The following is a 19,420-nucleotide window of genomic DNA, read 5'->3' on the forward strand; positions in this document are numbered from 1 at the left end:
TCACGTGGGTAGGGTAGAGCAATGAAAGAGCCAGAATTGGGCGAACTGCCGAGCTTGAGTGCAACGCGCGAGCAGTCATCGGTTGACGCCGCCAACAGCCGGGCGCATACGCCGATCAACAACCTGCGGGCGGAGCCGCCGGTGCGTAATGCCGGCGCGGGTAGCGGTGCTTTGTGGGCGCTGTGTGCGGCCTTGAGTCTGGCCCTGCTGGGGCTGGGTTACTGGACCTATCAGCAGCAGAACGCACTGCGCCAGCAGCTGGTATCGACCCAGAACAGTTTCGCCAGGATCAGTGAGGAGGCGTCCGGCCGGATTCAGGACATCACGGGTCAGGTCTCGGCTAGCCAGGACAGCTTTGGCGCAGCCGAGCAGGCCCGTGAAGCCGAGATAAAGCGCCTGCAGGAGCAACTGGCGGCGCTGACCAAGCGCCAGGCGGAGCAGCAGCAAACGCTTGAGCAACTGGATCAGCGCAGCGAGCGTCGCGGCGAGCAGCTTGTCGCTCAGCAGCAGGCGCTGCAGGTGCTGCGTGAGAGCAGCGAGCAGCAGTTGGCCGAGGCCGAGACACGGGCAGAGCAGCTGGCTGCCCTGCAGACGCAGATGGGTGAGGCCGAGCAGGGACTGGAGCAGGTGCGTGGCGAGCTGGCGGGGCTGGCTGCACTGGAGTTGCAGCTGGGGCAGCAGAGCGAGCGCCTGGAGGAGCAGCAGCGGGCACTGAGCGCGCTGCAGAATCAGAATCAGTCGGCTGAGGTCGATCAGGCCCTGCTGGTCCTGCGCAGCGAGCTGGACCAGCGCCTGGCAGCAACCGATCAGGCGCTGGATGCCATCGACAGCTTCCGCCTGCAGACCAATCGCAGCCTGAGTACCTTGCAGAGCCAGCTGAGTGCGCTGCACAGTCGGGTCGAGGGTAACTGATGAACTTCCTCGCGCATCTGCTGCTTGGCTCGGCCTCGGCCGAGCAGGCGCTGGGCAGCATGCTGGGGGATTTCGTCAAAGGGCCGGTCCACCAGTTGGACCTGCCCGACGCGGTGCGCGAGGGCGTCTGGCTGCATCGACGCATCGACAGCTACACCGATGCCCATCCGCTGGTGCTGCAGAGCAAGGCGCGGATCAGCGGCGCGCGCAGACGCTTCGCCGGGATTCTGGTCGACATGTTTTACGATCATCTGCTGGCGCGGCACTGGGCACGCTTCACCGATCGTCAGCTCGATGAGTTCAGCCAGGATGTCTACCGTCAATTGCGCGCCCAGCGGGCGTTGATGCCTGAGCGGGCCTGGACGGTAGTGAGCTATATGAGCGAGCAGGACTGGCTGGGTAGCTACGCTGAGCTGAGGCATCTGCACCGGGCGGTCGACAACATGGCGCGCCGCTTTCGCCGCGAGACAGCGCTGCCGGGCGGGGTTGCCGAACTGGAAGCGGCTTATCCGGGGTTTGAGGCCGATTTTCTGGCCTTTATGCCCGAGCTTCAGCGCTTTGCCGAGGATCAGGCTGCGGCCTTGACCTCGGCTGCTTCGCTGGCCGATTTACCGCCATCGAGGCCCAGCGCCTGAGCTACTGACTGATGCGCGCTACGCGCCAGCTGGTTGCGATTCATCGTGGTGCTGTCGAGCACCGGCAGGAAGTGAATCTCCACATCGATATCCCGCGAACTCAGCAGGCGCCAAAGATGCCGAGAAAACTCGTCATCGTCAATGAACGGCGCGAAGGTATCGCGCTGCCCAGCATGGCGGTAAGCAACGGCGATGGGCTGGGCGGGCACCTGCGCCTCAATCGCGGCGGCCAGCAGGCGGCCGTGAAAGGTGCGCACCTTATCGCCGGCGGTGGTCGTGCCCTCGGCAAAAATCACCAGACTGCGGTCTGCTGCCAGGACCTCGGTCAACTGATCCTGCACGGTGCTGGAGGTGCCCTGGCCGCGCTGAATGAAGCAGGTCCCGGCGGCGCCGGCAAGCCAGCCGATGACGGGCCAGTCGCGCACCTCGGCTTTGGACAGGAAGTGTACCGGGGCCTGCGCGCCCAGCACCACGATGTCCAGCCAGGACACGTGATTGCTGACCCACAGGGCGGTGCGCGCGGGTGGTGCGCCGGTCACGCGAACCCGCAGCGGCAGGATGCGAATCAGATTGCGCATCCACCAGCGCGTCAGCTTTTGGCGTTGCCGATCAACCCGGGCTGGGCGCAATCGCTGCATGAGTTGAACCCAGCAGACCAGCAATAGCCCGCAACTGATCCAGCCGATGACGGCGATCAGGCGCACTAGCCGCCGAGGCATGCTGACCAGACGATCGGCCATGTTCAGCTGGCCTTGAAGTGGCGGGCGTAGCGGGGGCACAGTTGTTCGCGGCGCAGCAGAATGAAGACGTCGGCGCAGTTGAACTCCGGATCCCAGCAGGGCTCGCCGCACACCTTGGCACCCAGGCGCATGTACGCCTTGAGCAGCGGTGGCAACTGCGCGGTGACGTTGTCCGGTAGTGTGCGGTCGGGCAGCGGCAGGCGCGGGATCGCGTTCAGATAGTCGCGGCTCAGGTAGCGTCCGCGCAGGCGCTGCATGATGGCGTGAGCCTGTATGCCGCCGTCATTCATGTCGATGCTGGCACAGCCCATCAGGTAGCCGTATTGACGCTCGTTCATCAATTGCGCCAGGCCTGACCACAGCACCGAAATGGTAGCGCCGTTGCGGTAGTCTGCGTGTACGCAGGTACGGCCGATTTCCATGATGTCGCCACGCAGATCGGCAAGACCGACCAGCTGGAACTCGCTTTCGCTGTAGAAGCCACCGGCAGCGCCGGCGCGGCTGCTGTCGAGGATGCGGGTAGTGGCGACGACCTGACCGCTGCGCTGATCGCGCACGATCAGGTGTTCGCAGTGCAGGTCATAGTGGTCCTGATCCAGTCCTTCGTCGGCGCTGTGCAACTGGGCGCCGCACTCCTGTCCGAATACCTGAAAGCGCAAGGCCTGTGCGGCTTGAAGTGTGGCGGCGTCGCTCGCCAGTTCTACGGTCAGGTGACGGTTGCCGGATTCTTCAAGGGCGAAAGCTGCTTGGGTCATGGACACCTCCATCTGGGCATCAGCTGCTGTTGTTCAGGCTGAGCCTATGGCGTTGCGGTGTCAGGTACGTGAATCTGCCGTGACGAAAATGTGACGTCTGCTTCGTTGATGCATGTCAGTGGGCTCGGGCGCCGAGGCAGGTATAAAGCGGCTATTTCCTGCGTCGAGGTAGTAGCAATGGCGAATTCACCCAGAGTGTTGTTTGATAATGGCGTGCACAAGGTGCTCTGCTTTGACCAACTGGTCACCGGTGATGGTGTGCAGTCAAACCAGTTTCTGATCATTGACCATGACCAGCACGCGCTGCTCGATCCGGGCGGTGACCTGACGTATACGCCGTTGTCGATGGCGGTCAGTCGGCATATCCCGCTGCGTGAGCTGACCTACGTGTTCGCGTCACACCAGGACCCGGACATCATTGCCTCGCTCGACAAGTGGTTCCTGCATACCGGGTGTCGGGTGGTGTGCTCCAAGCTCTGGGCGCGTTTTCTGCCGCATCTGAGTGCTGGTTTTCTGACCAAGCACACTGGCCTGAGCACCACTGACCGCATGATTGCGGTACCGGACCGCGGTATGGATATCCCGCTCGGGCAGACCCGGATCAAGGTGTTGCCGGCGCATTTTCTGCACTCGGTAGGCAATCTGCACTTCTATGATCCGGTCAGCGGTATCCTGTTTTCCGGCGATATGGGCGCATCCATGGTTGATGATGCGGAACCGGTGACCGACTTTGCTGCTCACAGGAGCAGTATGGAAGGTTTTCACCGGCGTTACATGGCCGGCAACAAGGCCTGTCGCCTGTGGGCCAATATGGTCCGTCGGCTGCAGCCGAAGATGATCGTGCCCCAGCATGGCAGCCCCTTTGCCGATGCCGAGACCATCAATGCCTTCCTCGATTGGATCAGCGAGCTGGAGTGTGGCCTCGATTTGCTGACGCAGGAGGACTACCGCATTCCAGTCTGACGGCTTTTGCTGCGCCGAAGCCGCTAGACAGCCTTAAGGATGGAGTATGCAAGCAGCGGTTTACCCATGGCGGGAAGGCAACCAGTACAGGTTGATGATTGACGGCGAGTGCTTCTTCCCGCGTCTGCTGGAAGCTATTGAGCAGGCACGCGAATCGATAGAAATCGAGTTGTATCTCATCGACTCCGGGCTCAGTACGCGGCAGTGGATCGACGCGCTGCTGGCAGCCCGCGAGCGGGGTGTGCGGGTCTATTGTCTGCTCGATGGGGTCGGCACAGACGGCTTCAAAACGGCGGAGCGGCGCGAGTTGGAGCAGGCTGGCGCGGTGCTGCGTTTCTACAACCCACCCAGTGTGCTCAGCGGCTCGCGATTGTTTCATCGTGACCACCGCAAATTGTTTCTGATTGACCGGCGTATCGCCTTTGTCGGCGGCACCGGCATCACTGACGAGTTCTGTCAGCCGGACCCGCAAACCGGCACCGCTACCTGGCATGAGCAGTTGCTGGAAATTGAAGGTCCGGTGGTCGAGGACTGGGTGTCTTTGTTCGAGTACGAATGGCAGCGTGTCGATGAGCGCGCGCGGCCGGGCCTGGCGGCAGTCAGACGTGGCCAGGTTCCACCGTTGCCGAAGGCCAAGAGCGGTCAGGGACGGGTGGCCTACATTGGGGCACGTGAGCAGAAGGAGGTGGTCGCGTCGTTGCTGGCGGCGGTCAAGCGGGCAGAACAGCGGGTCTGGCTGGCAACCCCTTACTTCCTGCCGTCGCGGCGCATTCGCTGGGCGCTGGCCAGGGCTGCTCGCCGCGGGGTGGATGTGCGGCTGCTGCTATGTGGCATGACCATCGACCATCCGCCGGTGCGTTATGCGGGGCAGCGTTATTACACGCGTCTGCTTAAGGCGGGGATCAGGATCTACGAATATCAGCCGCGCTTTACCCACTTGAAAACAGCGCTGGTAGACGATTGGGTGTCGTTGGGGTCGTGCAACTTTGACCACTGGACGCTGCACTGGAATCTGGAAGCAAACCAGCAAGCGCTTGACAGTGATCTGGCTGAGGCAGTGGCGCAGAGCTTCGAGAACGACTTTGAGCAAAGCGACCTGTGGACCCTGGCTGAGTGGAAAGAGCTGCCCCGCTCGCACCGTTTCAAGATTCGCTTCTGGGGGCAGATCAACCGCTGGGTAATGTGGCTGTTCGGTATCCCGCGCTAAGGGCTAGCAGGCGGCGCTCGCCGCCTGCCGCCCATCTTCGCGAGCGGCGCCGGTCTTAGTGTTTGTGGCTGGACTCAGTTGAAGACCGGTTTGCGTTTCTCCATGAAGGCAGTCAGCGCCTCCTTGGCCTCGGCACCGCTCAGCAGCGTGGCGAAGTGCTCGCCTTCGGTCTCCATGACTTCGTCAGCAGTGCGGCTGACGCCGCTGCGGATTAGCCGCTTGGTCAACTGGACTGAGCTCGGCGGTAGCTCGGCAATGCGCAGGGCAGCAGCGCGCGCGGCATCCAGTACCGCTTGACCTGCTGGCAGAGCCTGATTTGCCAAGCCGATTTCACAGGCTCGCGTGCCGCTGACTTCTTCGCCCAGCAATAGCAGTTCGGCGGCGCGTGGGTGACCGAGAAGGCGCGGCAGCAGGAAGCTGGAGCCCGCTTCCGGGCACAGGCCCAGGTTTACGAAGGGCATCTTCAGGCGCGCGTTCTGCGCCACATAAATCAGATCACAGTGCAGCAGCATGGTGGTGCCAATGCCAACAGCGGGGCCGTTGACTGCGGCGATCAGTGGTTTGCTGGCATGGCAGACGGCCTTGAGGAAACGGTAGACCGGGCTGTCGGTGCCGGTGCGCTCGTTCTTGATGAAGTCACTGACATCATTGCCACTGGTGAAGCAGTCGGCGCTGCCCTGAATGATGATGGCTCGGATGCTGCCGTCGTTCTCGGCGGCGGCGATGGCGTCGCCCATATCGCCGTACATCTCGCGGGTCAGCGCGTTTTTCTTGTCGGCACGGTTGAGGGTCAGGGTCAGCACGCCCTGGCTACGGTCGATCAGCAGATGGTCGCTCACGGTGTCTCCGGTGTCTGTTGTTGTTCGAGCGGCATGCTCGCACGTCTGGCAGGGTGTGGCAGCAAAGCATGGCCTGTTGAATGAGGGGGCATAACAGGGTCGCATTCAGCGTTTGGCAAACACCTCTTGCAGCACCTGGCCACGGCCCAGGCCAGCCAGAAACAGCGGTTTGCCCAGTTGCTCAACAAAAGCGCTGGCGCCACAGACCAGCGCCAATGCACGGCGTGAGGGTGCCTTCAGGCGGCGCAGATCGTCGTCCAGCTGGTGCGGCTGGCGCAGCTGCAGGTGCACGCTGGGGTAGGCCTGCGCCAAGGCGTCGAGCTCCTCCTGCAGGTAGCACGGGGCCTCACCGCGCTGCCAGTGCCAGAGCGTGATACCCGCCTCGTGACCCTGGTGTAGTGCGTCCCTGGCGATGGCCTGCAGTGGTGTCAGGCCGGTGCCGCGTGCCAGCAGCAGCAGCGGGCGGTCCTGCCAGTCAGCTTGGTAATAAAGGTGACCGCTGGCGTTGCCCAGGTGACATGGCGCGCCAACGCCCAGCTGCAGCAAGCGTTCACAGAACTGGCTGCCCGCGCGTTGCTGCACATGGAACTCCAGTATCGGGCTGTCGGTTTGGCTGGCGATGGAAAAGGTCCTTGCCGTACCGCAGGGTAGCCAGATGACCAGGTGCTGGCCGGGGTGAAAGCGCAGCGCTCTGGCTGGGCGTACCCGTAGGCGCAGGACGCCGGCAGCCAATGCTGTCAGTGCTTCGATCTGCGCAGGAAGGCCGTCTTTGGCAGGATCGTACAGCCTGAGGTGCAAGTCCTGCTGGACCGGGCACTGGCAGGCCAGCAGCCAGCCCTCGGCCTGCAATGCGGGCGACAGGGGAGCCCTGGCCTGGTCTGGCACTGCGTGGTGCTCGGCACGCACAAGGCAGCTCTGGCAGTGGCCGCTGCGGCAGGAGTAACTGATCGGCAGCCCCGCCTGGAGCAACTGGTCCAGCAGGTTACTGCCAGCCGGTGCGTGAAGGCAGCGGCCGGCGACGTGTATCTCAAACATAGCTGGGTTGATGTAGCTTGCAGCGATTACGGCCGGCATTCTTGGCCTGATACAGAGCCTGGTCGGCGTCGTTCAGACAAACCTCCAGGTCATCCTCCGGGCAGACGCTGGAAAGGCCTGCCGACAGAGTACAGTGCACGCCGTCTGGCAGAGAGTCAAAGTTGAGCGCGGCAAAGGCGGTGCGCAGCCGCTCCATGCAGTTGATCAGCGCCTCAGGGTTGCTGTTGCCAAGCAGGATGACAAACTCTTCGCCGCCAAACCGAGCTACCAGGTCGTCATCGCGCAAGCTTTTGCGAGCCAGCGTGGCAAAGCCCTGCAGCACCTCGTCACCCGCCGCATGGCCGTACAGGTCGTTGATACGCTTGAAGTGATCCAGGTCGATCAGCGCGATGCCCAGTTGCTGGCTCGGGCGCATCAGGGTCATGCGGCGTTGGGCTTCATTGAGAAAGTGACGGCGGTTGGCCAGCCCGGTCAGCGCATCGGTGGTGGCCAGATTCTGTAGCTGGCCCATCATGCCACGCAGGGTTTCCTGATGGGCTTGCAGGGTGTTGTGACGCTGCTGCAGGCGTTCGCGCAGCTCACGTATATAGCTGCCGGTAAGACTCAGACAGAACAGAAAACAGGCCAGCACAAACCACTCGACCAGGCTCAGGGTAAAGCTGCGTGCGCCGGGTTTGAGGTAGTGCTCAAGCGTGATCAGCAGGCCGAAGAGCACCAGCGCCAGGCCGGAGTGAATATGGAAGTCGCGTCGCGACAGCTGGAAGATGCCGAACACCAGTATGTTGGCGTAAATCATGATGAGCGTGCCGCGCAGCGGCCCGGCAAAGGCCAGCAGGTAGGTTATCAGCAGCATGGCCACGACAATCTGCGCGTTGGTCATGCTGGGGTCTTTGAGGCGCAGGTTCCAGTCGCTGCGAATCAGCAGCAGGAACACCAGTTGGGTGCCGACCCCCAGCAGAATATGGCTGAGCATCAGCCAGGCAGACCCCTGATAGTGTCCTACGGCCCAGGCGACGCTGATCACCAGGTAGGTAATCAGGTAGTTGACCTGGGCCAGGTAGAAACGTTGCAGCCTTAGTGTCTGAAACTTGGCTGTCTTGGAATCGTTCGCCTCACTCACTCCATGTGTCTCCGAATGATGGCATTATGACGTCAATTTATCGATTATGCGCCGTTTTGCAACTGCTTTTCGTGTCGCAGGTGGCAAATGTGAGAAACGCCCGTCGCCGGGCGACCTTCCTATAGCGGCGAAATCGCCAGATGGCGCTGTCCAGTCCGTGCGGCTCAGGTATACTTGTGCGCGCTTTTTTTGGGCCAGTTGACCTGCAGAGTCGGCGGCCCCATCCCGTGAGTCTGGTTTGGCGCGCGCTGTGCCACCAGCAGCCACAATGCAGAGGAGCTGTCCGAGATGGCCGTTATCAAGCAAGACGATCTGATCCAGAGCGTCGCCGACGCGTTGCAGTACATTTCCTACTACCACCCGGTGGACTTCATTCAGGCTGTCCACGAGGCCTACCAGCGCGAAGAGTCGCAGGCCGCCCGTGACGCCATGGCGCAGATCCTGATCAACTCGCGCATGTGCGCCACCGGCCATCGCCCGCTCTGTCAGGACACCGGTATCGTTACCGTGTTTGCCCGCGTGGGTATGGATGTGCGCTGGGATGGCGCCACCATGAGCCTGGACGACATGATCAACGAAGGCGTTCGCCGCGCCTACAACCTGCCGGAGAACGTGCTGCGCGCCTCCATTCTGGCCGACCCGGCTGGCAAGCGTGCCAACACCAAGGACAATACCCCGGCTGTGATCCACTATCAGATCGTCCCGGGTGACAAAGTCGAGATCGACGTTGCGGCCAAGGGCGGCGGATCCGAGAACAAGTCCAAGATGGTCATGCTCAACCCGTCTGACTCCATCGTTGACTGGGTGCTCAAGACTGTCCCGACCATGGGCGCCGGCTGGTGCCCGCCGGGCATGCTCGGTATCGGCATCGGCGGTACCGCCGAGAAGGCTGCCGTTCTAGCCAAAGAATCGCTGATGGACTCCATCGACATCCACGAACTGCGCGCTCGTGGCCCGCAGAACCGGGTCGAAGAGCTGCGTCTGGAGATCATGGACAAGGTCAACGCATTGGGCATTGGCGCTCAGGGTCTGGGCGGTCTGACCACCGTGCTCGACGTCAAGATCAAGGATTACCCGACCCACGCAGCCAGCCTGCCGGTGTGCATGATCCCGAACTGCGCCGCGACTCGTCACGCGCACTTTGTGCTCGACGGCAGCGGCCCGGCAGTACTTGAAGCGCCGCCGATGGACGCCTATCCGGAAATCACCTGGGAAGTGGGCTCCAGCGTTCGCCGCGTCAACCTGGACACCGTGACGCCGGAAGACGTGCTGAGCTGGAAAAGCGGTGAAACCGTGCTGCTGTCCGGCAAGATGCTGACCGGTCGTGATGCTGCGCACAAGCGCATGGTCGACATGCTCAACAAGGGCGAGCAACTGCCGGTCGATCTGAAAGGCCGCTTCATCTACTACGTGGGCCCGGTTGATCCGGTCCGTGACGAGGTCGTTGGACCGGCTGGCCCGACCACGGCAACCCGTATGGACAAGTTCACCCGTCAGATTCTCGAGCAGACCGGTCTGCTGGGCATGATCGGCAAGTCCGAGCGTGGCCCGATTGCCATTGAGGCGATCAAGGATCACAAGGCGGTGTATCTGATGGCCGTGGGTGGCGCGGCGTATCTGGTTGCCCAGGCAATCAAGAAAGCCGAGGTACTGGCCTTCCCGGAACTGGGCATGGAAGCGATCTACGAGTTCGAGGTCAAGGACATGCCGGTCACCGTGGCGGTAGACACCACCGGTGAGTCAGCGCATATCACTGGCCCGCAGATCTGGCAGAAGAAGATTGCCGAAAGCCTGGCGGTTGAAGTGGAGTAAGCGCTTCGTCGTAAACAAAGCCCCGCTCTGCGGGGCTTTTTTGTGCCTTGGCAGGCCGCCAGGCTCACACGGGGCTGCGCGGTAGGGCGGCGAAGGCGCAGCGTCTGCGCGAGGGTGTCTCTGCCTCGTGCAATGCGCCGGTTCAGACGGTCGCGAACCTGCGTCTCAGCCAGTAATCAACACTCACCCAGCGCCCGCCGCCAGTAAAGAACAGGCTCAGCAGCAGAATGAAGTAGGTGGCGGCAAACTCGATACCGTTGTTGAGAATGACCAGGCGTCCGCTGCTGGTCAGCCAGTCGTAATTACCGTGCTCCTGCAGCAGTGCCTTGGCGCGTGCGAGCTTCTCGGCGGAGGCCGCGACGCGTTCGTTTGCAAACAACGAGCTTGGGTCTGCGATGGCTGGCCAGCCGTAGGGCCAATGCACGGCAAAGGCTGCTACCAGCATGGTGATCATCAGCGGGATGCTGATCCAGCGGGTGGCAAAGCCGATCAGCAGGAATACCGCACCTATGATTTCGGTGAGAGTGGCCAGCCAGGCCAGAAACTCGGGGAAGGGCAGGCCGAGGCCGTGTTCAAACCAGCTGATGGTCGAGTCGATATGGGCGAGCTTGCGGGTGCCGGCCATCCACATGATCGGTGCCAGATACAGGCGGATCAGCAATGGGGCGAGAAAGTCGAGGGTTTGGGTGCGGTCTAGCAGGCGCTGGGCCGGTAGCAGGATAGAAAGCATGGCATCGGGTCCTTGGTGGTGACCACCAGAAGACGCCGATGCCAGCGGGTTGTTACACCAGCTCTTCGCCCACGTGCAGCAGCTTCATCGAGTTGGTGCCGCCACGGGAGTTGTAGACATCGCCCTTGGTCAGGATGACCCAATCACCGGGCTGCACATGGCCGGCGGCCAGCAGACGGTTGACCGCTTGCTGATTGATCTCGCTGGAGGGCAGTTCCGCCGGATTGAACGGGATGGCCTGCACGCCGCGCATCAGCGTGACCCGACCCAGTGTCTGGGCGTTGGGCGACAGCGCGAAGATCGGCAGATGCGAGCGAATGCGCGACATGATCAGTGGGGTATAGCCGCTTTCGGTCAGGGTGATGATGGCGGTGACGCCCGGGAAGTGGTTGCCGGCATACATGGCGGCCAAGGCCACGGTTTCATCACAGCGCTCGAAGGTCTGATACAGGCGATGGCCGGATTTTTTGCTGACCGGCTGCTTTTCTGCACCAACGCAGACGCGGCTCATGGCGCGCACGGCCTCAACCGGATAGTCGCCGGCGGCGCTTTCGGCCGACAGCATGACTGCGTCGGTGTAATCCAGCGCGGCGTTGGCAACGTCGGATACCTCGGCCCGGGTCGGCATCGGGCTGGTGATCATCGACTCCATCATCTGGGTGGCGGTGATCACGATCTTGTTCTGCTTGCGGGCGCGGCTGATGATGTGCTTTTGAATGCCGACCAGCTCGGCATCACCAATCTCTACGCCCAGGTCGCCACGGGCAACCATGACGGCATCGCTTGCCTGGATCAGACCATCCAGCGCGGCGTCATCGGCAACCGCTTCGGCGCGTTCGATCTTGGCCACCAGCCAGGCGTCGGACTCGGCATCACGCAACAGCTTGCGCGCCAGCTCCATGTCGGCGGCATCGCGCGGGAACGAGACGGCGACATATTCCATCTGCAGCTCGGCTGCGAGGTTGATGTCGGCACGGTCCTTGTCGGTCAGCGCTGCGGCAGACAGCCCGCCACCGCGGCGGTTGATGCCCTTGTTGTTGGACAGCGGGCCGCCGGTGGTCACGCGGCAGCGGACTTCGTCGCGGCCGACACTCTCAACTTGCAGAACCACACGACCGTCATCGAGCAGCAGCTCGTCGCCGGCGCGGCAGTCTTTGACCAGATCCGGATAGTCCAGGCCGACGATGTCCTGGTTGCCGTCTTCCAGCCCGTGGCTGGTGGACAGACGGAAGTGATCGCCGACGTCCAGCGAAATGGGACCGTCGGCGAAGCGACCGATGCGAATCTTGGGGCCTTGCAGGTCGCCCAGCAAGGCAACGTGCTGACCGTTCTCTGCGGCGATCTCGCGGACCAGGCGGGCGCGCTGGCGGTGCTCGTCGGCACTGCCGTGGGAGAAATTCAGTCGTGCCACGTTCATGCCCGCGTTGATCAGCTCGGCGATACGTTCCGGGCTGCTGCTGGCGGGGCCGAGGGTGGCGACGATCTTGGTGCGGCGCAGTGACATGCGATGGTCCTTGTGCGGTGGGTTTTTGCTGCGCCATACAATAGACCATAATGGCGCTAGACGGGTAGGTTGACGGCGAATGGAGTGGTAGCGATGCACCCCGAAGTACGAGCGGTAACAGAGCGGTTACGCGAGCGCAGCCGCCTCTCCAGGACGGCGTATCTGGCGCAGATGGCGCAGGCGCCGGCCGGGCGCAGCGGTCTGTCGTGCGGCAATCTGGCGCACGGCATGGCGGCTTGCTCTGCGCAGGACAAGCAACGCATCCGCATGATCGACCAGGTCAATATCGGTATGGTCAGCGCCTACAACGACATGCTGTCAGCCCATCAACCCTACGAGCGCTATCCGCAGCTGCTGCGCGACTACCTGCGCAGCATTGGCGCCACCGGCCAGGTGGCGGGCGGGGTGCCAGCCATGTGCGACGGTGTCACCCAGGGCGAGCCGGGCATGGAGCTGTCGTTGGCCAGCCGTGATGTGATTGCCATGGGCACGGCGGTGGCGCTATCGCACAACATGTTCAATGGCGTGCTGTGCTTTGGCATCTGCGACAAGATTGTGCCGGGGTTGTTGCTCGGTGCCCTGCGTTTTGGTCACCTGCCCGTCGTCTTTGTGCCGTCCGGCCCCATGCCCAGCGGCTTGCCAAACAGCGAGAAGGTGCGGGTAAGGCAGTTGTACGCCGAGGGCAAGGTGGATCGCGAGCAACTGCTGGCCGCTGAAAGCGCGTCCTACCACAGCCCCGGCACCTGTACTTTCTATGGCACCGCCAACACCAACCAGATGCTGCTCGAAGCCATGGGATTGCAACTGCCGGGGGCGTCTTTTGTTGCCCCGGATACGCCGTTGCGTGACGCGCTGAGCCAGGCCGCGGCCAAGGCTGCGGTGACCTTGGCCCGGGCCGGGGAGGGTCGCCTGTGTCAGGTGCTGGATGAGCGCGCGCTGATCAACGCCGTGGTCATGCTGCTGGCCACCGGCGGGTCGACCAACCTGACGTTGCATCTGGTTGCCATCGGTCAGGCGGCCGGGTTGCAGTTGCGCTGGGAGGATATGGCTGACCTGTCGCGGGTGGTGCCGACGCTTGCGCACATCTATCCCAGCGGCAAGGCCGACATCAACCAGTTTCAGGCCGCGGGCGGTACGGCCTGGCTGTTCCGCGAGCTGTTGGCGGCGGGCTTGCTGCACGAGGATGTACAGACTGTCGCCGGTACCGGACTGTCGCGCTACTGTCAGGAGCCGTACCTGCACAATGGCGAGCTTGCCTGGCGCGACGGTCCGCAGGCGAGTCTGGATGGCGACGTGCTGAGGCCGGTTAGCGCACCCTTCGCCGCCGATGGCGGCTTGCGCATGCTTGACGGCGAACTGGGCCGGGGCGTGGTGAAGGTGTCGGCGGTGGCGTCGGCGCATCGGCAGGTGACGGCGCCCTGTCGCGTGTTTGATAGCCAAGAGGCCTTTGTTGCCGCCTTTCAGGCCGGTGAGCTGGCGCGGGATGTGGTCGCCGTAGTGCGCTTTCAGGGACCGGCAGCCAACGGCATGCCCGAGCTGCATCGCCTGATGCCCTATCTCGGCGTGCTGCAGGATCAAGGGCACCGGGTGGCTCTGGTGACAGACGGCCGTCTGTCCGGCGCCTCGGGCAAGGTGCCCGCGGCCATCCATCTGTGCCCCGAGGCACTGCAGGGCGGCGCGATCGCGCGGCTGCGAGACGGCGACGTGCTGAGCCTGGATGCCGACGCGGGTACGCTGCAGGTACAGGCCGATGGCCCTGACTGGCAGCAGCGTGAGCTGGCTGCCTGCCCGCAGACGGTGCGTCGGGGCTGGGGGCGTGAGCTGTTTGCGTTCATGCGCACACAAGCCAGCTCGGCCGAGCTGGGTGCCAGCGTCTTTACCACCGGTTTGCATGAGGCTGACCAGTGAGCCGCGCATGGCTGGCGGCATTGCGTCAGCGTGGCGTTGCCTGGGTGGAGACCTCGACCTCGGCGGCGCACGCGCAAGGGTTGGCCGAGACGGTGGCGGCGGCCCTGCGAGAGGCGCTGGTGTTGCGCGGCGAGGCAAAGCTGGCCTTGTCGGGCGGGCGCAGTCCGATCCCTTTTCTGGATGCGTTGGCATGCCAGCTGCTTGACTGGGAGGACATCAAGCTCACCCTGGTCGATGAGCGCTGGGTGGGCAGTGATCAACCTGATAGTAACGAGCGGCTGTTGCGCTCACATCTGCAGCCGGTGTTTGATCGCGTGCACTGGCTGCCGTTGTATCGGGGCCTAAGCCCTGTGCAGGATGCAGCCGTGGCGGGGACGATGCTGCTTGAGTGGCAACCGCTGGATGTGGCGGTACTGGGTATGGGGCTGGATGGCCACACCGCCTCGCTGTTTCCTGGCCAGCCGCGGGTCAGCGAATGGCTGCAACCCGACGTCGGCACGGTGTGCGCGGCGACCTTGGCGGCGGATGAGTCGCCGAGGTTGACCCTCACCGGGCGTGCGTTACACTCCGCGCGCCGCCAGCTACTGGCGATCAGCGGTGAGCAGAAACTGCAGGTGTTGATCGGGGCGCTGGAGCGCGACCCGGCGGATTGCCCGATAGCGGCGTTCTTGCGTGCGCCGCTGGAGATTCACTATTGCTCGGACCAAGCCTGAGGACACTGATGTCGCTGCCCGAAAAGACCCGCCTGCTTGACAGTCTGTTTGCAGACTGCCGCCTGTTGCCGCTGCTTAATATTGAGCGCCTGACGGATGTGCTGCCGTTGGCCGATGCCCTCAGCGCGGGCGGCGTGAACACCCTGGAAATTACCCTGCGTACGCCCCTCGGGATCGACGCTGTTGCGCTGCTGCGCGCAGAGCGCCCGACACTGACAATCGGCGCCGGCACGGTGCTGGATGCAAGCCAGTTTGCCGGGGTACAGGCTGCCGGCGCGGCGTTTGTGGTTACGCCGGGCTGTACCGAGGAACTGCTGGAAGCTGGCCGCGATGGTTTGATTCCGTTGTTGCCGGGCATTGCCACAGCATCCGAGCTGATGCAGGGCTATCGTCTGGGTTACCGGCGCTTCAAGCTGTTTCCGGCGGAAATTGCGGGCGGCGTTGGATTGCTCAAAGCTTTTGCCGGCCCGTTCCGCGACGCTGCGTTTTGCCCCACCGGCGGGATCACTGCCGACAACCTCGGCGCCTATCTGGCTCAGCCGAATGTGATGGCGGTGGGCGGCAGCTGGATAGCGCCACCGCAGCTGATCGCGGCGGGGCGCTGGCAGGAGATTACGGCGCTGGTGCAGGCGGCCGTCGCCGCCGACCAACGCGTCGATTGATGTCGTCGCGACCGAGCCTTATGGCTTGCTGGGATCGACAAACCCGTCGGGTTTGAGAATCAGCAGGTCACAGGGCGTTGCGTCGATCAGGCGCTCGGCGGTGTGTCCGATCAATGCGCTTTCCAGCCGTGAGCGTGATACGGCACCCATGATCAGCAGGTCAATCTTCTGCTCTTCGACAAAGCCTGGCAGTGCCTCTTCCGGGTCTCCCTCAAGCAGGTGCGTGGCGGCGCCATCAGCAGGCGAGCGCGCGACCAACTGGCTGAACGCCGTAGCGTGATGTTGCTTCACATCCTTGGCATAGCCCTCGTAGTCGGCAATGACGCTGGCGTCGAACACCATGGTGCGCGGCAGCGGCGTGTAGCAATGGGCCAGGTGCAGTTGCGCGTTGAGCTGTTGGCCGAGTTCATGGCCACAGGCAATCAGCTTGTTGTCCAGCGCGGCTGGCTTGTCCGCGCTATGCAGCGGGTCGACACTGGCGCATAGCTGCTTCAGCGGGTTCTCGCCATGTTTGACCAGCCACAGCGGCACTTCGCAGTAGCGAATCAGTTGCCAGTCGGCGGCACTCAGCAGGAGGCGCTTGAGCGGATTGCGCTGGTGGGTGGTTTTGAGCACCAGATCCGGCTTGCGAGCCTGTACCTCGCGCAGCACGTGGCGGTCCAGGCGCTTACCCCAGATTGCTGTGATGTCGACCTGCACGCCCTGGGAACGCAGCGGTGCCGCCAGCTTTTCCAGATAGCTGGTGTGATGCTCAAGTAGGGACTGGCGCGCTTTTTCCAGCGCATGCGACTCAAACAGCATGCCGCCATCCAGCGCCGGAATGTAGTCACAGAGCATCAGGGTGAGGCTGGCCTGCTGATAATGCTCAAGCAGCTGTGTTGCGCGCTCCAGGGCGGGTTGCTGTTCCTCGCGGGAGGCGTCGATGACGACCAGAATGTGGCGAATATCCATACAGCTGACTCCTGTTGTCCAAGGCTCTGGTTCGGGAATCTCTAGCCTAGCGAAGCCTGCCGGGTTTTGCACTGATCTGGGTCATCGCACGGGTTGCTGCAGAACGGCGCGCAGCTGCCGATACAGGGCCATTAGCGGAGGTAAATATGAACAGATTCTGGCTCTACCCGGCGTTGGCTGCGCTGCTTAGCGGGTGTGCGTCCACGGCCTACAATGATCACCTTGATGAGGCCTATAAGGCGTATGCCGAAGGCGACTGTAGTCGGGTGATTGCCGAGCTGTCGCGCACCGAACGGGCGATTCGGGCCAGGCCCTATCTGCAGCCCGAGGTCTCTCTGCTGCGTGGCCAGTGTCTGGAACGGCAGTCGCTGTATCTGGATGCTATTCAGATCTATCGCTTCATGCTCGACAGCTATCCCGCCAGCGAATACAGCTACCGCGCGGCGGCCCGGCTGGAAACCTTGCGGCAGCTCGGGCACTACGATCCGGCCCGGCCAGTGCCGCCGCGCGCTGAGGATTGAACGCTTGGCTGGATAGTGGCCGTCCGCTATGCTCAGAGATCTGTTTTGTCCAATCGGGGTTAGCTCACCATGCGCATCCTGGCGCTGCTACTGGCCTGCTGTGGCCTCAGCCTGCCGCTGCAGGCAGAAATCTACCGCTGGGTGGATGCCAACGGGCAGGTGCACTTTGGCGAGCGTCCACGTCCGGGTGCTGAAACGGTGGAAGTGCGCCCGCAGGTGATTGAGCGTGATCAGCGCATGCGAGACGGTGAGGCCGATATGCAGCGGCTGCTTGAGGTGCGTACGGCCGAGCGGGAGCAACGCAATGCGCAGTTGGCCGAGCGGCGGCAGCAGCAGGCGGCGCGCTGCCGGCAACTGCAACAGCGTCTGGCTGATTTCCAGCGCCGTACCTACTGGTATGAAGAGGACGCGCAGGGCAAACGGGTAGAGGTCAGCCCGGCGCGCGTGCGTGAGGCCGAAGCGGCAGTTCGCCAACAGATAGCGGAGCAATGCTGACATGCAACTGCTTCCCGACTCCGGCCCGGCCCCGGCACCCGAGCAGCGGCGTATTCCGCGGCATCAGTTAAGCGCTTATCTGGCGGTCTACAACAGCCTGACCGGTCGCCCCTTTGGCTACATCGGTAATCTGTCCTCGCACGGCATCATGCTGCTCTGTGCGGTGCCGGTCATGCTTAACGAGGAATATCACCTGGAGCTACATCTGCCCGAGATGAGCGCCAAGGAGTACCCCCGCTGCATTCGATTTCGGGCCCGCAGCCGCTGGTGCCGGGCCGATGTCACGCCCGGTCATTACGACTGCGGTTTCAGTATCAGTCACAACCGCGAAGCCTTCGCCGGCCTCACCACAGCCCTGCAGCGCTACTTCACGTTCGGTGACTTTGCGGGTGCCTGAGGCGCTCAGGTGCGTTACCCTGCCGCTTTGCCTGCAGGGGGAGACATGAGCAAGCGCTTTTTCTGGTACGACTTTGAGTCCACCGGCATTGACCCGCGGCGTGATCGACCGGTGCAGGTGGCCGGGTTGGCAACCAACGCCGAGCTGGAAGAAGTGGGCGAACCACTGTGTATTGATGCGCGCTTGCCGTCAGATGTGCTGCCGCACCCGCAGGCGTGTCTGGTCACCGGCATCACGCCGCAGCGACTGGCCAACGGTTTGCCGGAAGCGGAGTTTATCCAGCGCCTGCATGAGCAGATGATGCAGCCCGGGACTTGTAGTGTCGGCTACAACAACCTGCGCTTTGACGATGAGATGACGCGCTTCTCGTTGTACCGCAACTTTCATGACCCCTATGCACGTGAGTGGCAGGGCGGCAACAGCCGCTGGGACCTGCTCGATGCCCTGCGTGCGGCACACGCGCTGCGTCCCGAGGGCATCGAATGGCCGCAGGTGGAGGGCTTTACCAGTCTGCGTCTTGAGCTGCTGACTGCCGCCAACGGCATCGATCACGGGCAGGCTCACGATGCCCTCGCCGACGTGCGCGCCACCATTGCCATGGCGCGCCTGCTAAAGCGCGCGCAGCCGCGCCTGTTTGATTACCTGCTGGGCTTGCGTGACAAGCGCCGGGTGGCGGAATTCATCGAGCTGCAGCAGGTGCGTCCGCTGGTGCACGTGTCCGGCCGTTTTGGCCGCGAGCGCAGCGGGCTATCGCTGGTGCTGCCGCTCGGTTGGCACCCGATCAACCGCAATGCGGTGATTGTCTATGATCTGGCTGCTGATCCGGCGGCGCTGACCGATATGGCACCAGAGCAGGTACGCGAGCGGCTGTATACGCGTACTGAAGACCTGCCGGAAGGCCAGGTACGTCCCGGCCTGAAGCTGGTTCACATCAACAAATGCCCCGTGCTGGCGGATACCAAAGTGCTGTTGCCGGCAGATATAGAGCGGCTGCAGCTGGATATGCCGCTGCTATTGGCGCGTGCCGAGCAACTGGCGCATTGGCGTGAGCAGGGGCAGGGAACCCTGGCCGAGATTTATCGAGAGCAGCCCGGTGACAGCGCCGAGCAAGACGCTGAGGTACAACTGTACGATGGGTTTCTTAGTGATGCCGATCGCCGACTAATGACAGCCATACGCGAGGCCGATGGTGCGGCGCTGGGGGCGATGCGCTGGCCGTTGCGGGATCAGCGGCTGGTGGATATGTTGCCGCGTTATCGCGCACGCAACTTTCCGGACAGCCTGAATTCAGAGGAGCAGCAGCAATGGTTGGCCTGGTGCGCTGCCAGATTGTCCGGCGCCGCCCCGGGAGCGCCTGTCACCCTGCCGGTTTTCCTGCAGGAGATTGATGCCCTGTTGCCAACCCTGGATGCGGCGCAGCAGGCGCTATTGCAAAGTTGGCGTGCGTACGGGGTGCAGCAGGCTCAACTGCTGGGCATTCAGCAAACGGCCGGGTAAATCCGGAATGGGCGCGGGCGCTGG

The 19,420-nt window shown here is 63.1% G+C and carries 20 protein-coding genes; 12 read left to right on the forward strand and 8 right to left on the reverse strand.

Going from position 1 to position 19,420, the window contains the following annotated elements; all coding sequences use genetic code 11:
* Positions 1–21 precede the first annotated feature (21 nt).
* Together CNQ84_RS03995 and CNQ84_RS04000 are read left to right on the forward strand one after the other, a co-directional pair.
* Complete coding sequence (locus CNQ84_RS03995; RefSeq protein ID WP_133065865.1) at positions 22–912, forward strand: coiled-coil domain-containing protein; 891 nt, start codon at positions 22–24, stop codon at positions 910–912.
* Positions 912–1,547, forward strand: a complete 636-nt coding sequence (locus CNQ84_RS04000; protein WP_096003613.1) for an acyl carrier protein phosphodiesterase — start codon at positions 912–914, stop codon at positions 1,545–1,547. Before CNQ84_RS03995 ends, CNQ84_RS04000 begins: the two co-directional genes overlap by 1 nt.
* Here CNQ84_RS04000 and CNQ84_RS04005 read toward each other — a convergent pair.
* Positions 1,481–2,287, reverse strand: coding sequence for a lysophospholipid acyltransferase family protein (locus tag CNQ84_RS04005; protein WP_245841236.1), 807 nt, complete (start codon positions 2,285–2,287; stop codon positions 1,481–1,483). The genes CNQ84_RS04000 and CNQ84_RS04005 overlap by 67 nt on opposite strands.
* Positions 2,288–2,289: 2 nt before the next feature.
* The gene (locus CNQ84_RS04010) at positions 2,290–3,042 is read right to left on the reverse strand and encodes a GNAT family N-acetyltransferase (protein WP_096003614.1); all 753 of its coding nucleotides are present in this window, start codon (positions 3,040–3,042) and stop codon (positions 2,290–2,292) included.
* A 177-nt stretch (positions 3,043–3,219) separates the two neighbouring features.
* Between CNQ84_RS04010 and CNQ84_RS04015 the strand changes: the two genes are divergently transcribed.
* Both CNQ84_RS04015 and CNQ84_RS04020 read left to right on the forward strand, forming a co-directional pair.
* Positions 3,220–4,005 (forward strand): oxygen-binding di-iron domain-containing protein, encoded by a 786-nt coding sequence (locus CNQ84_RS04015; RefSeq protein ID WP_096003615.1) that lies wholly within the window; start codon positions 3,220–3,222, stop codon positions 4,003–4,005.
* Positions 4,006–4,051: 46 nt separating this feature from the next.
* Positions 4,052–5,212: a phospholipase D-like domain-containing protein gene (locus CNQ84_RS04020; RefSeq protein ID WP_096003616.1), complete on the forward strand. Its 1,161-nt coding sequence runs from the start codon at positions 4,052–4,054 to the stop codon at positions 5,210–5,212.
* A 74-nt stretch (positions 5,213–5,286) separates the two neighbouring features.
* Here CNQ84_RS04020 and CNQ84_RS04025 read toward each other — a convergent pair whose 3' ends face one another.
* The 3 genes from CNQ84_RS04025 to CNQ84_RS04035 form a co-directional block, all read right to left on the reverse strand.
* The gene (locus CNQ84_RS04025; RefSeq protein ID WP_096003617.1) at positions 5,287–6,051 is read right to left on the reverse strand and encodes an enoyl-CoA hydratase; all 765 of its coding nucleotides are present in this window, start codon (positions 6,049–6,051) and stop codon (positions 5,287–5,289) included.
* Positions 6,052–6,156: 105 nt separating this feature from the next.
* On the reverse strand, positions 6,157–7,086 hold the full coding sequence (locus CNQ84_RS04030; protein ID WP_165771216.1) for a 2Fe-2S iron-sulfur cluster-binding protein: 930 nt from the start codon (positions 7,084–7,086) through the stop codon (positions 6,157–6,159).
* Positions 7,079–8,206 carry a GGDEF domain-containing protein gene (locus CNQ84_RS04035; RefSeq protein ID WP_096003619.1) on the reverse strand — a complete coding sequence of 376 codons (1,128 nt, stop codon included), beginning with the start codon at positions 8,204–8,206 and terminating at the stop codon, positions 7,079–7,081. Before CNQ84_RS04035 ends, CNQ84_RS04030 begins: the two co-directional genes overlap by 8 nt.
* 288 nt (positions 8,207–8,494) lie before the next feature.
* On the opposite strand from CNQ84_RS04035, the gene CNQ84_RS04040 reads away from it, so the two are divergent.
* Positions 8,495–10,018, forward strand: a complete 1,524-nt coding sequence (locus CNQ84_RS04040; protein WP_096003620.1) for a fumarate hydratase — start codon at positions 8,495–8,497, stop codon at positions 10,016–10,018.
* Between the two features lie 142 nt (positions 10,019–10,160).
* Here CNQ84_RS04040 and CNQ84_RS04045 read toward each other — a convergent pair whose 3' ends face one another.
* Both CNQ84_RS04045 and pyk read right to left on the reverse strand, forming a co-directional pair.
* Positions 10,161–10,748, reverse strand: a complete 588-nt coding sequence (locus tag CNQ84_RS04045) for an HvfX family Cu-binding RiPP maturation protein (RefSeq protein WP_096003621.1) — start codon at positions 10,746–10,748, stop codon at positions 10,161–10,163.
* A 52-nt stretch (positions 10,749–10,800) separates the two neighbouring features.
* On the reverse strand, positions 10,801–12,252 hold the full coding sequence (gene pyk / locus CNQ84_RS04050; protein WP_096003622.1) for a pyruvate kinase: 1,452 nt from the start codon (positions 12,250–12,252) through the stop codon (positions 10,801–10,803).
* Positions 12,253–12,345: 93 nt separating this feature from the next.
* Here pyk and edd point away from each other — a divergent pair, with 93 nt between their 5' ends.
* Genes edd through eda form a run of 3 tightly spaced genes read left to right on the forward strand, consistent with a single transcriptional unit; the run spans position 12,346 to position 15,535 of the window.
* A complete protein-coding gene (gene edd, locus CNQ84_RS04055) occupies positions 12,346–14,160 on the forward strand; it encodes a phosphogluconate dehydratase (protein WP_096003623.1) in 1,815 nt (604 codons plus the stop codon).
* Positions 14,157–14,873 carry a 6-phosphogluconolactonase gene (gene pgl, locus CNQ84_RS04060; RefSeq protein ID WP_096003624.1) on the forward strand — a complete coding sequence of 239 codons (717 nt, stop codon included), beginning with the start codon at positions 14,157–14,159 and terminating at the stop codon, positions 14,871–14,873. The genes edd and pgl overlap by 4 nt, the downstream gene beginning before the upstream one ends.
* Before the next feature lie 8 nt (positions 14,874–14,881).
* Positions 14,882–15,535, forward strand: coding sequence for a bifunctional 4-hydroxy-2-oxoglutarate aldolase/2-dehydro-3-deoxy-phosphogluconate aldolase (gene eda, locus CNQ84_RS04065; protein WP_096003625.1), 654 nt, complete (start codon positions 14,882–14,884; stop codon positions 15,533–15,535).
* Between the two features lie 18 nt (positions 15,536–15,553).
* On the opposite strand, the gene CNQ84_RS04070 is transcribed toward eda, so the two are convergent.
* On the reverse strand, positions 15,554–16,486 hold the full coding sequence (locus CNQ84_RS04070; protein WP_096003626.1) for a universal stress protein: 933 nt from the start codon (positions 16,484–16,486) through the stop codon (positions 15,554–15,556).
* 146 nt (positions 16,487–16,632) lie between these two features.
* On the opposite strand from CNQ84_RS04070, the gene CNQ84_RS04075 reads away from it, so the two are divergent.
* The 4 genes from CNQ84_RS04075 to sbcB all read left to right on the forward strand — a co-directional run bounded on the left by CNQ84_RS04075 (position 16,633) and on the right by sbcB (position 19,396).
* Positions 16,633–17,007 (forward strand): hypothetical protein, encoded by a 375-nt coding sequence (locus CNQ84_RS04075; RefSeq protein WP_096003627.1) that lies wholly within the window; start codon positions 16,633–16,635, stop codon positions 17,005–17,007.
* A 69-nt stretch (positions 17,008–17,076) separates the two neighbouring features.
* Positions 17,077–17,502: a DUF4124 domain-containing protein gene (locus tag CNQ84_RS04080; RefSeq protein WP_096003628.1), complete on the forward strand. Its 426-nt coding sequence runs from the start codon at positions 17,077–17,079 to the stop codon at positions 17,500–17,502.
* A 1-nt stretch (position 17,503) separates the two neighbouring features.
* A complete protein-coding gene (locus CNQ84_RS04085) occupies positions 17,504–17,899 on the forward strand; it encodes a PilZ domain-containing protein (protein WP_096003629.1) in 396 nt (131 codons plus the stop codon).
* Between the two features lie 45 nt (positions 17,900–17,944).
* Complete coding sequence (gene sbcB, locus CNQ84_RS04090) at positions 17,945–19,396, forward strand: exodeoxyribonuclease I (RefSeq protein ID WP_096003630.1); 1,452 nt, start codon at positions 17,945–17,947, stop codon at positions 19,394–19,396.
* The last annotated feature ends 24 nt before the right edge of the window (positions 19,397–19,420 follow it).

It is taken from the genome of Pseudomonas abyssi (assembly GCF_002307495.1).
Classification (GTDB): Bacteria; Pseudomonadota; Gammaproteobacteria; order Pseudomonadales; family Pseudomonadaceae; genus Halopseudomonas; species Halopseudomonas abyssi.

Bases quoted from the DNA above. Each gene is read 5' to 3' on its own strand.
- CNQ84_RS03995 (WP_133065865.1), top strand. From the start codon at position 22: ATGAAAGAGCCAGAATTGGGCGAACTGCCGAGCTTGAGTGCAACGCGC.
- CNQ84_RS04000 (WP_096003613.1), top strand. From the start codon at position 912: ATGAACTTCCTCGCGCATCTGCTGCTTGGCTCGGCCTCGGCCGAGCAG.
- CNQ84_RS04005 (WP_245841236.1), bottom strand. From the start codon at position 2,287: ATGGCCGATCGTCTGGTCAGCATGCCTCGGCGGCTAGTGCGCCTGATC.
- CNQ84_RS04010 (WP_096003614.1), bottom strand. From the start codon at position 3,042: ATGACCCAAGCAGCTTTCGCCCTTGAAGAATCCGGCAACCGTCACCTG.
- CNQ84_RS04015 (WP_096003615.1), top strand. From the start codon at position 3,220: ATGGCGAATTCACCCAGAGTGTTGTTTGATAATGGCGTGCACAAGGTG.
- CNQ84_RS04020 (WP_096003616.1), top strand. From the start codon at position 4,052: ATGCAAGCAGCGGTTTACCCATGGCGGGAAGGCAACCAGTACAGGTTG.
- CNQ84_RS04030 (WP_165771216.1), bottom strand. From the start codon at position 7,086: ATGTTTGAGATACACGTCGCCGGCCGCTGCCTTCACGCACCGGCTGGC.
- CNQ84_RS04040 (WP_096003620.1), top strand. From the start codon at position 8,495: ATGGCCGTTATCAAGCAAGACGATCTGATCCAGAGCGTCGCCGACGCG.
- CNQ84_RS04045 (WP_096003621.1), bottom strand. From the start codon at position 10,748: ATGCTTTCTATCCTGCTACCGGCCCAGCGCCTGCTAGACCGCACCCAA.
- pyk (WP_096003622.1), bottom strand. From the start codon at position 12,252: ATGTCACTGCGCCGCACCAAGATCGTCGCCACCCTCGGCCCCGCCAGC.
- edd (WP_096003623.1), top strand. From the start codon at position 12,346: ATGCACCCCGAAGTACGAGCGGTAACAGAGCGGTTACGCGAGCGCAGC.
- eda (WP_096003625.1), top strand. From the start codon at position 14,882: ATGTCGCTGCCCGAAAAGACCCGCCTGCTTGACAGTCTGTTTGCAGAC.
- CNQ84_RS04070 (WP_096003626.1), bottom strand. From the start codon at position 16,486: ATGGATATTCGCCACATTCTGGTCGTCATCGACGCCTCCCGCGAGGAA.
- CNQ84_RS04075 (WP_096003627.1), top strand. From the start codon at position 16,633: ATGAACAGATTCTGGCTCTACCCGGCGTTGGCTGCGCTGCTTAGCGGG.
- CNQ84_RS04080 (WP_096003628.1), top strand. From the start codon at position 17,077: ATGCGCATCCTGGCGCTGCTACTGGCCTGCTGTGGCCTCAGCCTGCCG.
- CNQ84_RS04085 (WP_096003629.1), top strand. From the start codon at position 17,504: ATGCAACTGCTTCCCGACTCCGGCCCGGCCCCGGCACCCGAGCAGCGG.
- sbcB (WP_096003630.1), top strand. From the start codon at position 17,945: ATGAGCAAGCGCTTTTTCTGGTACGACTTTGAGTCCACCGGCATTGAC.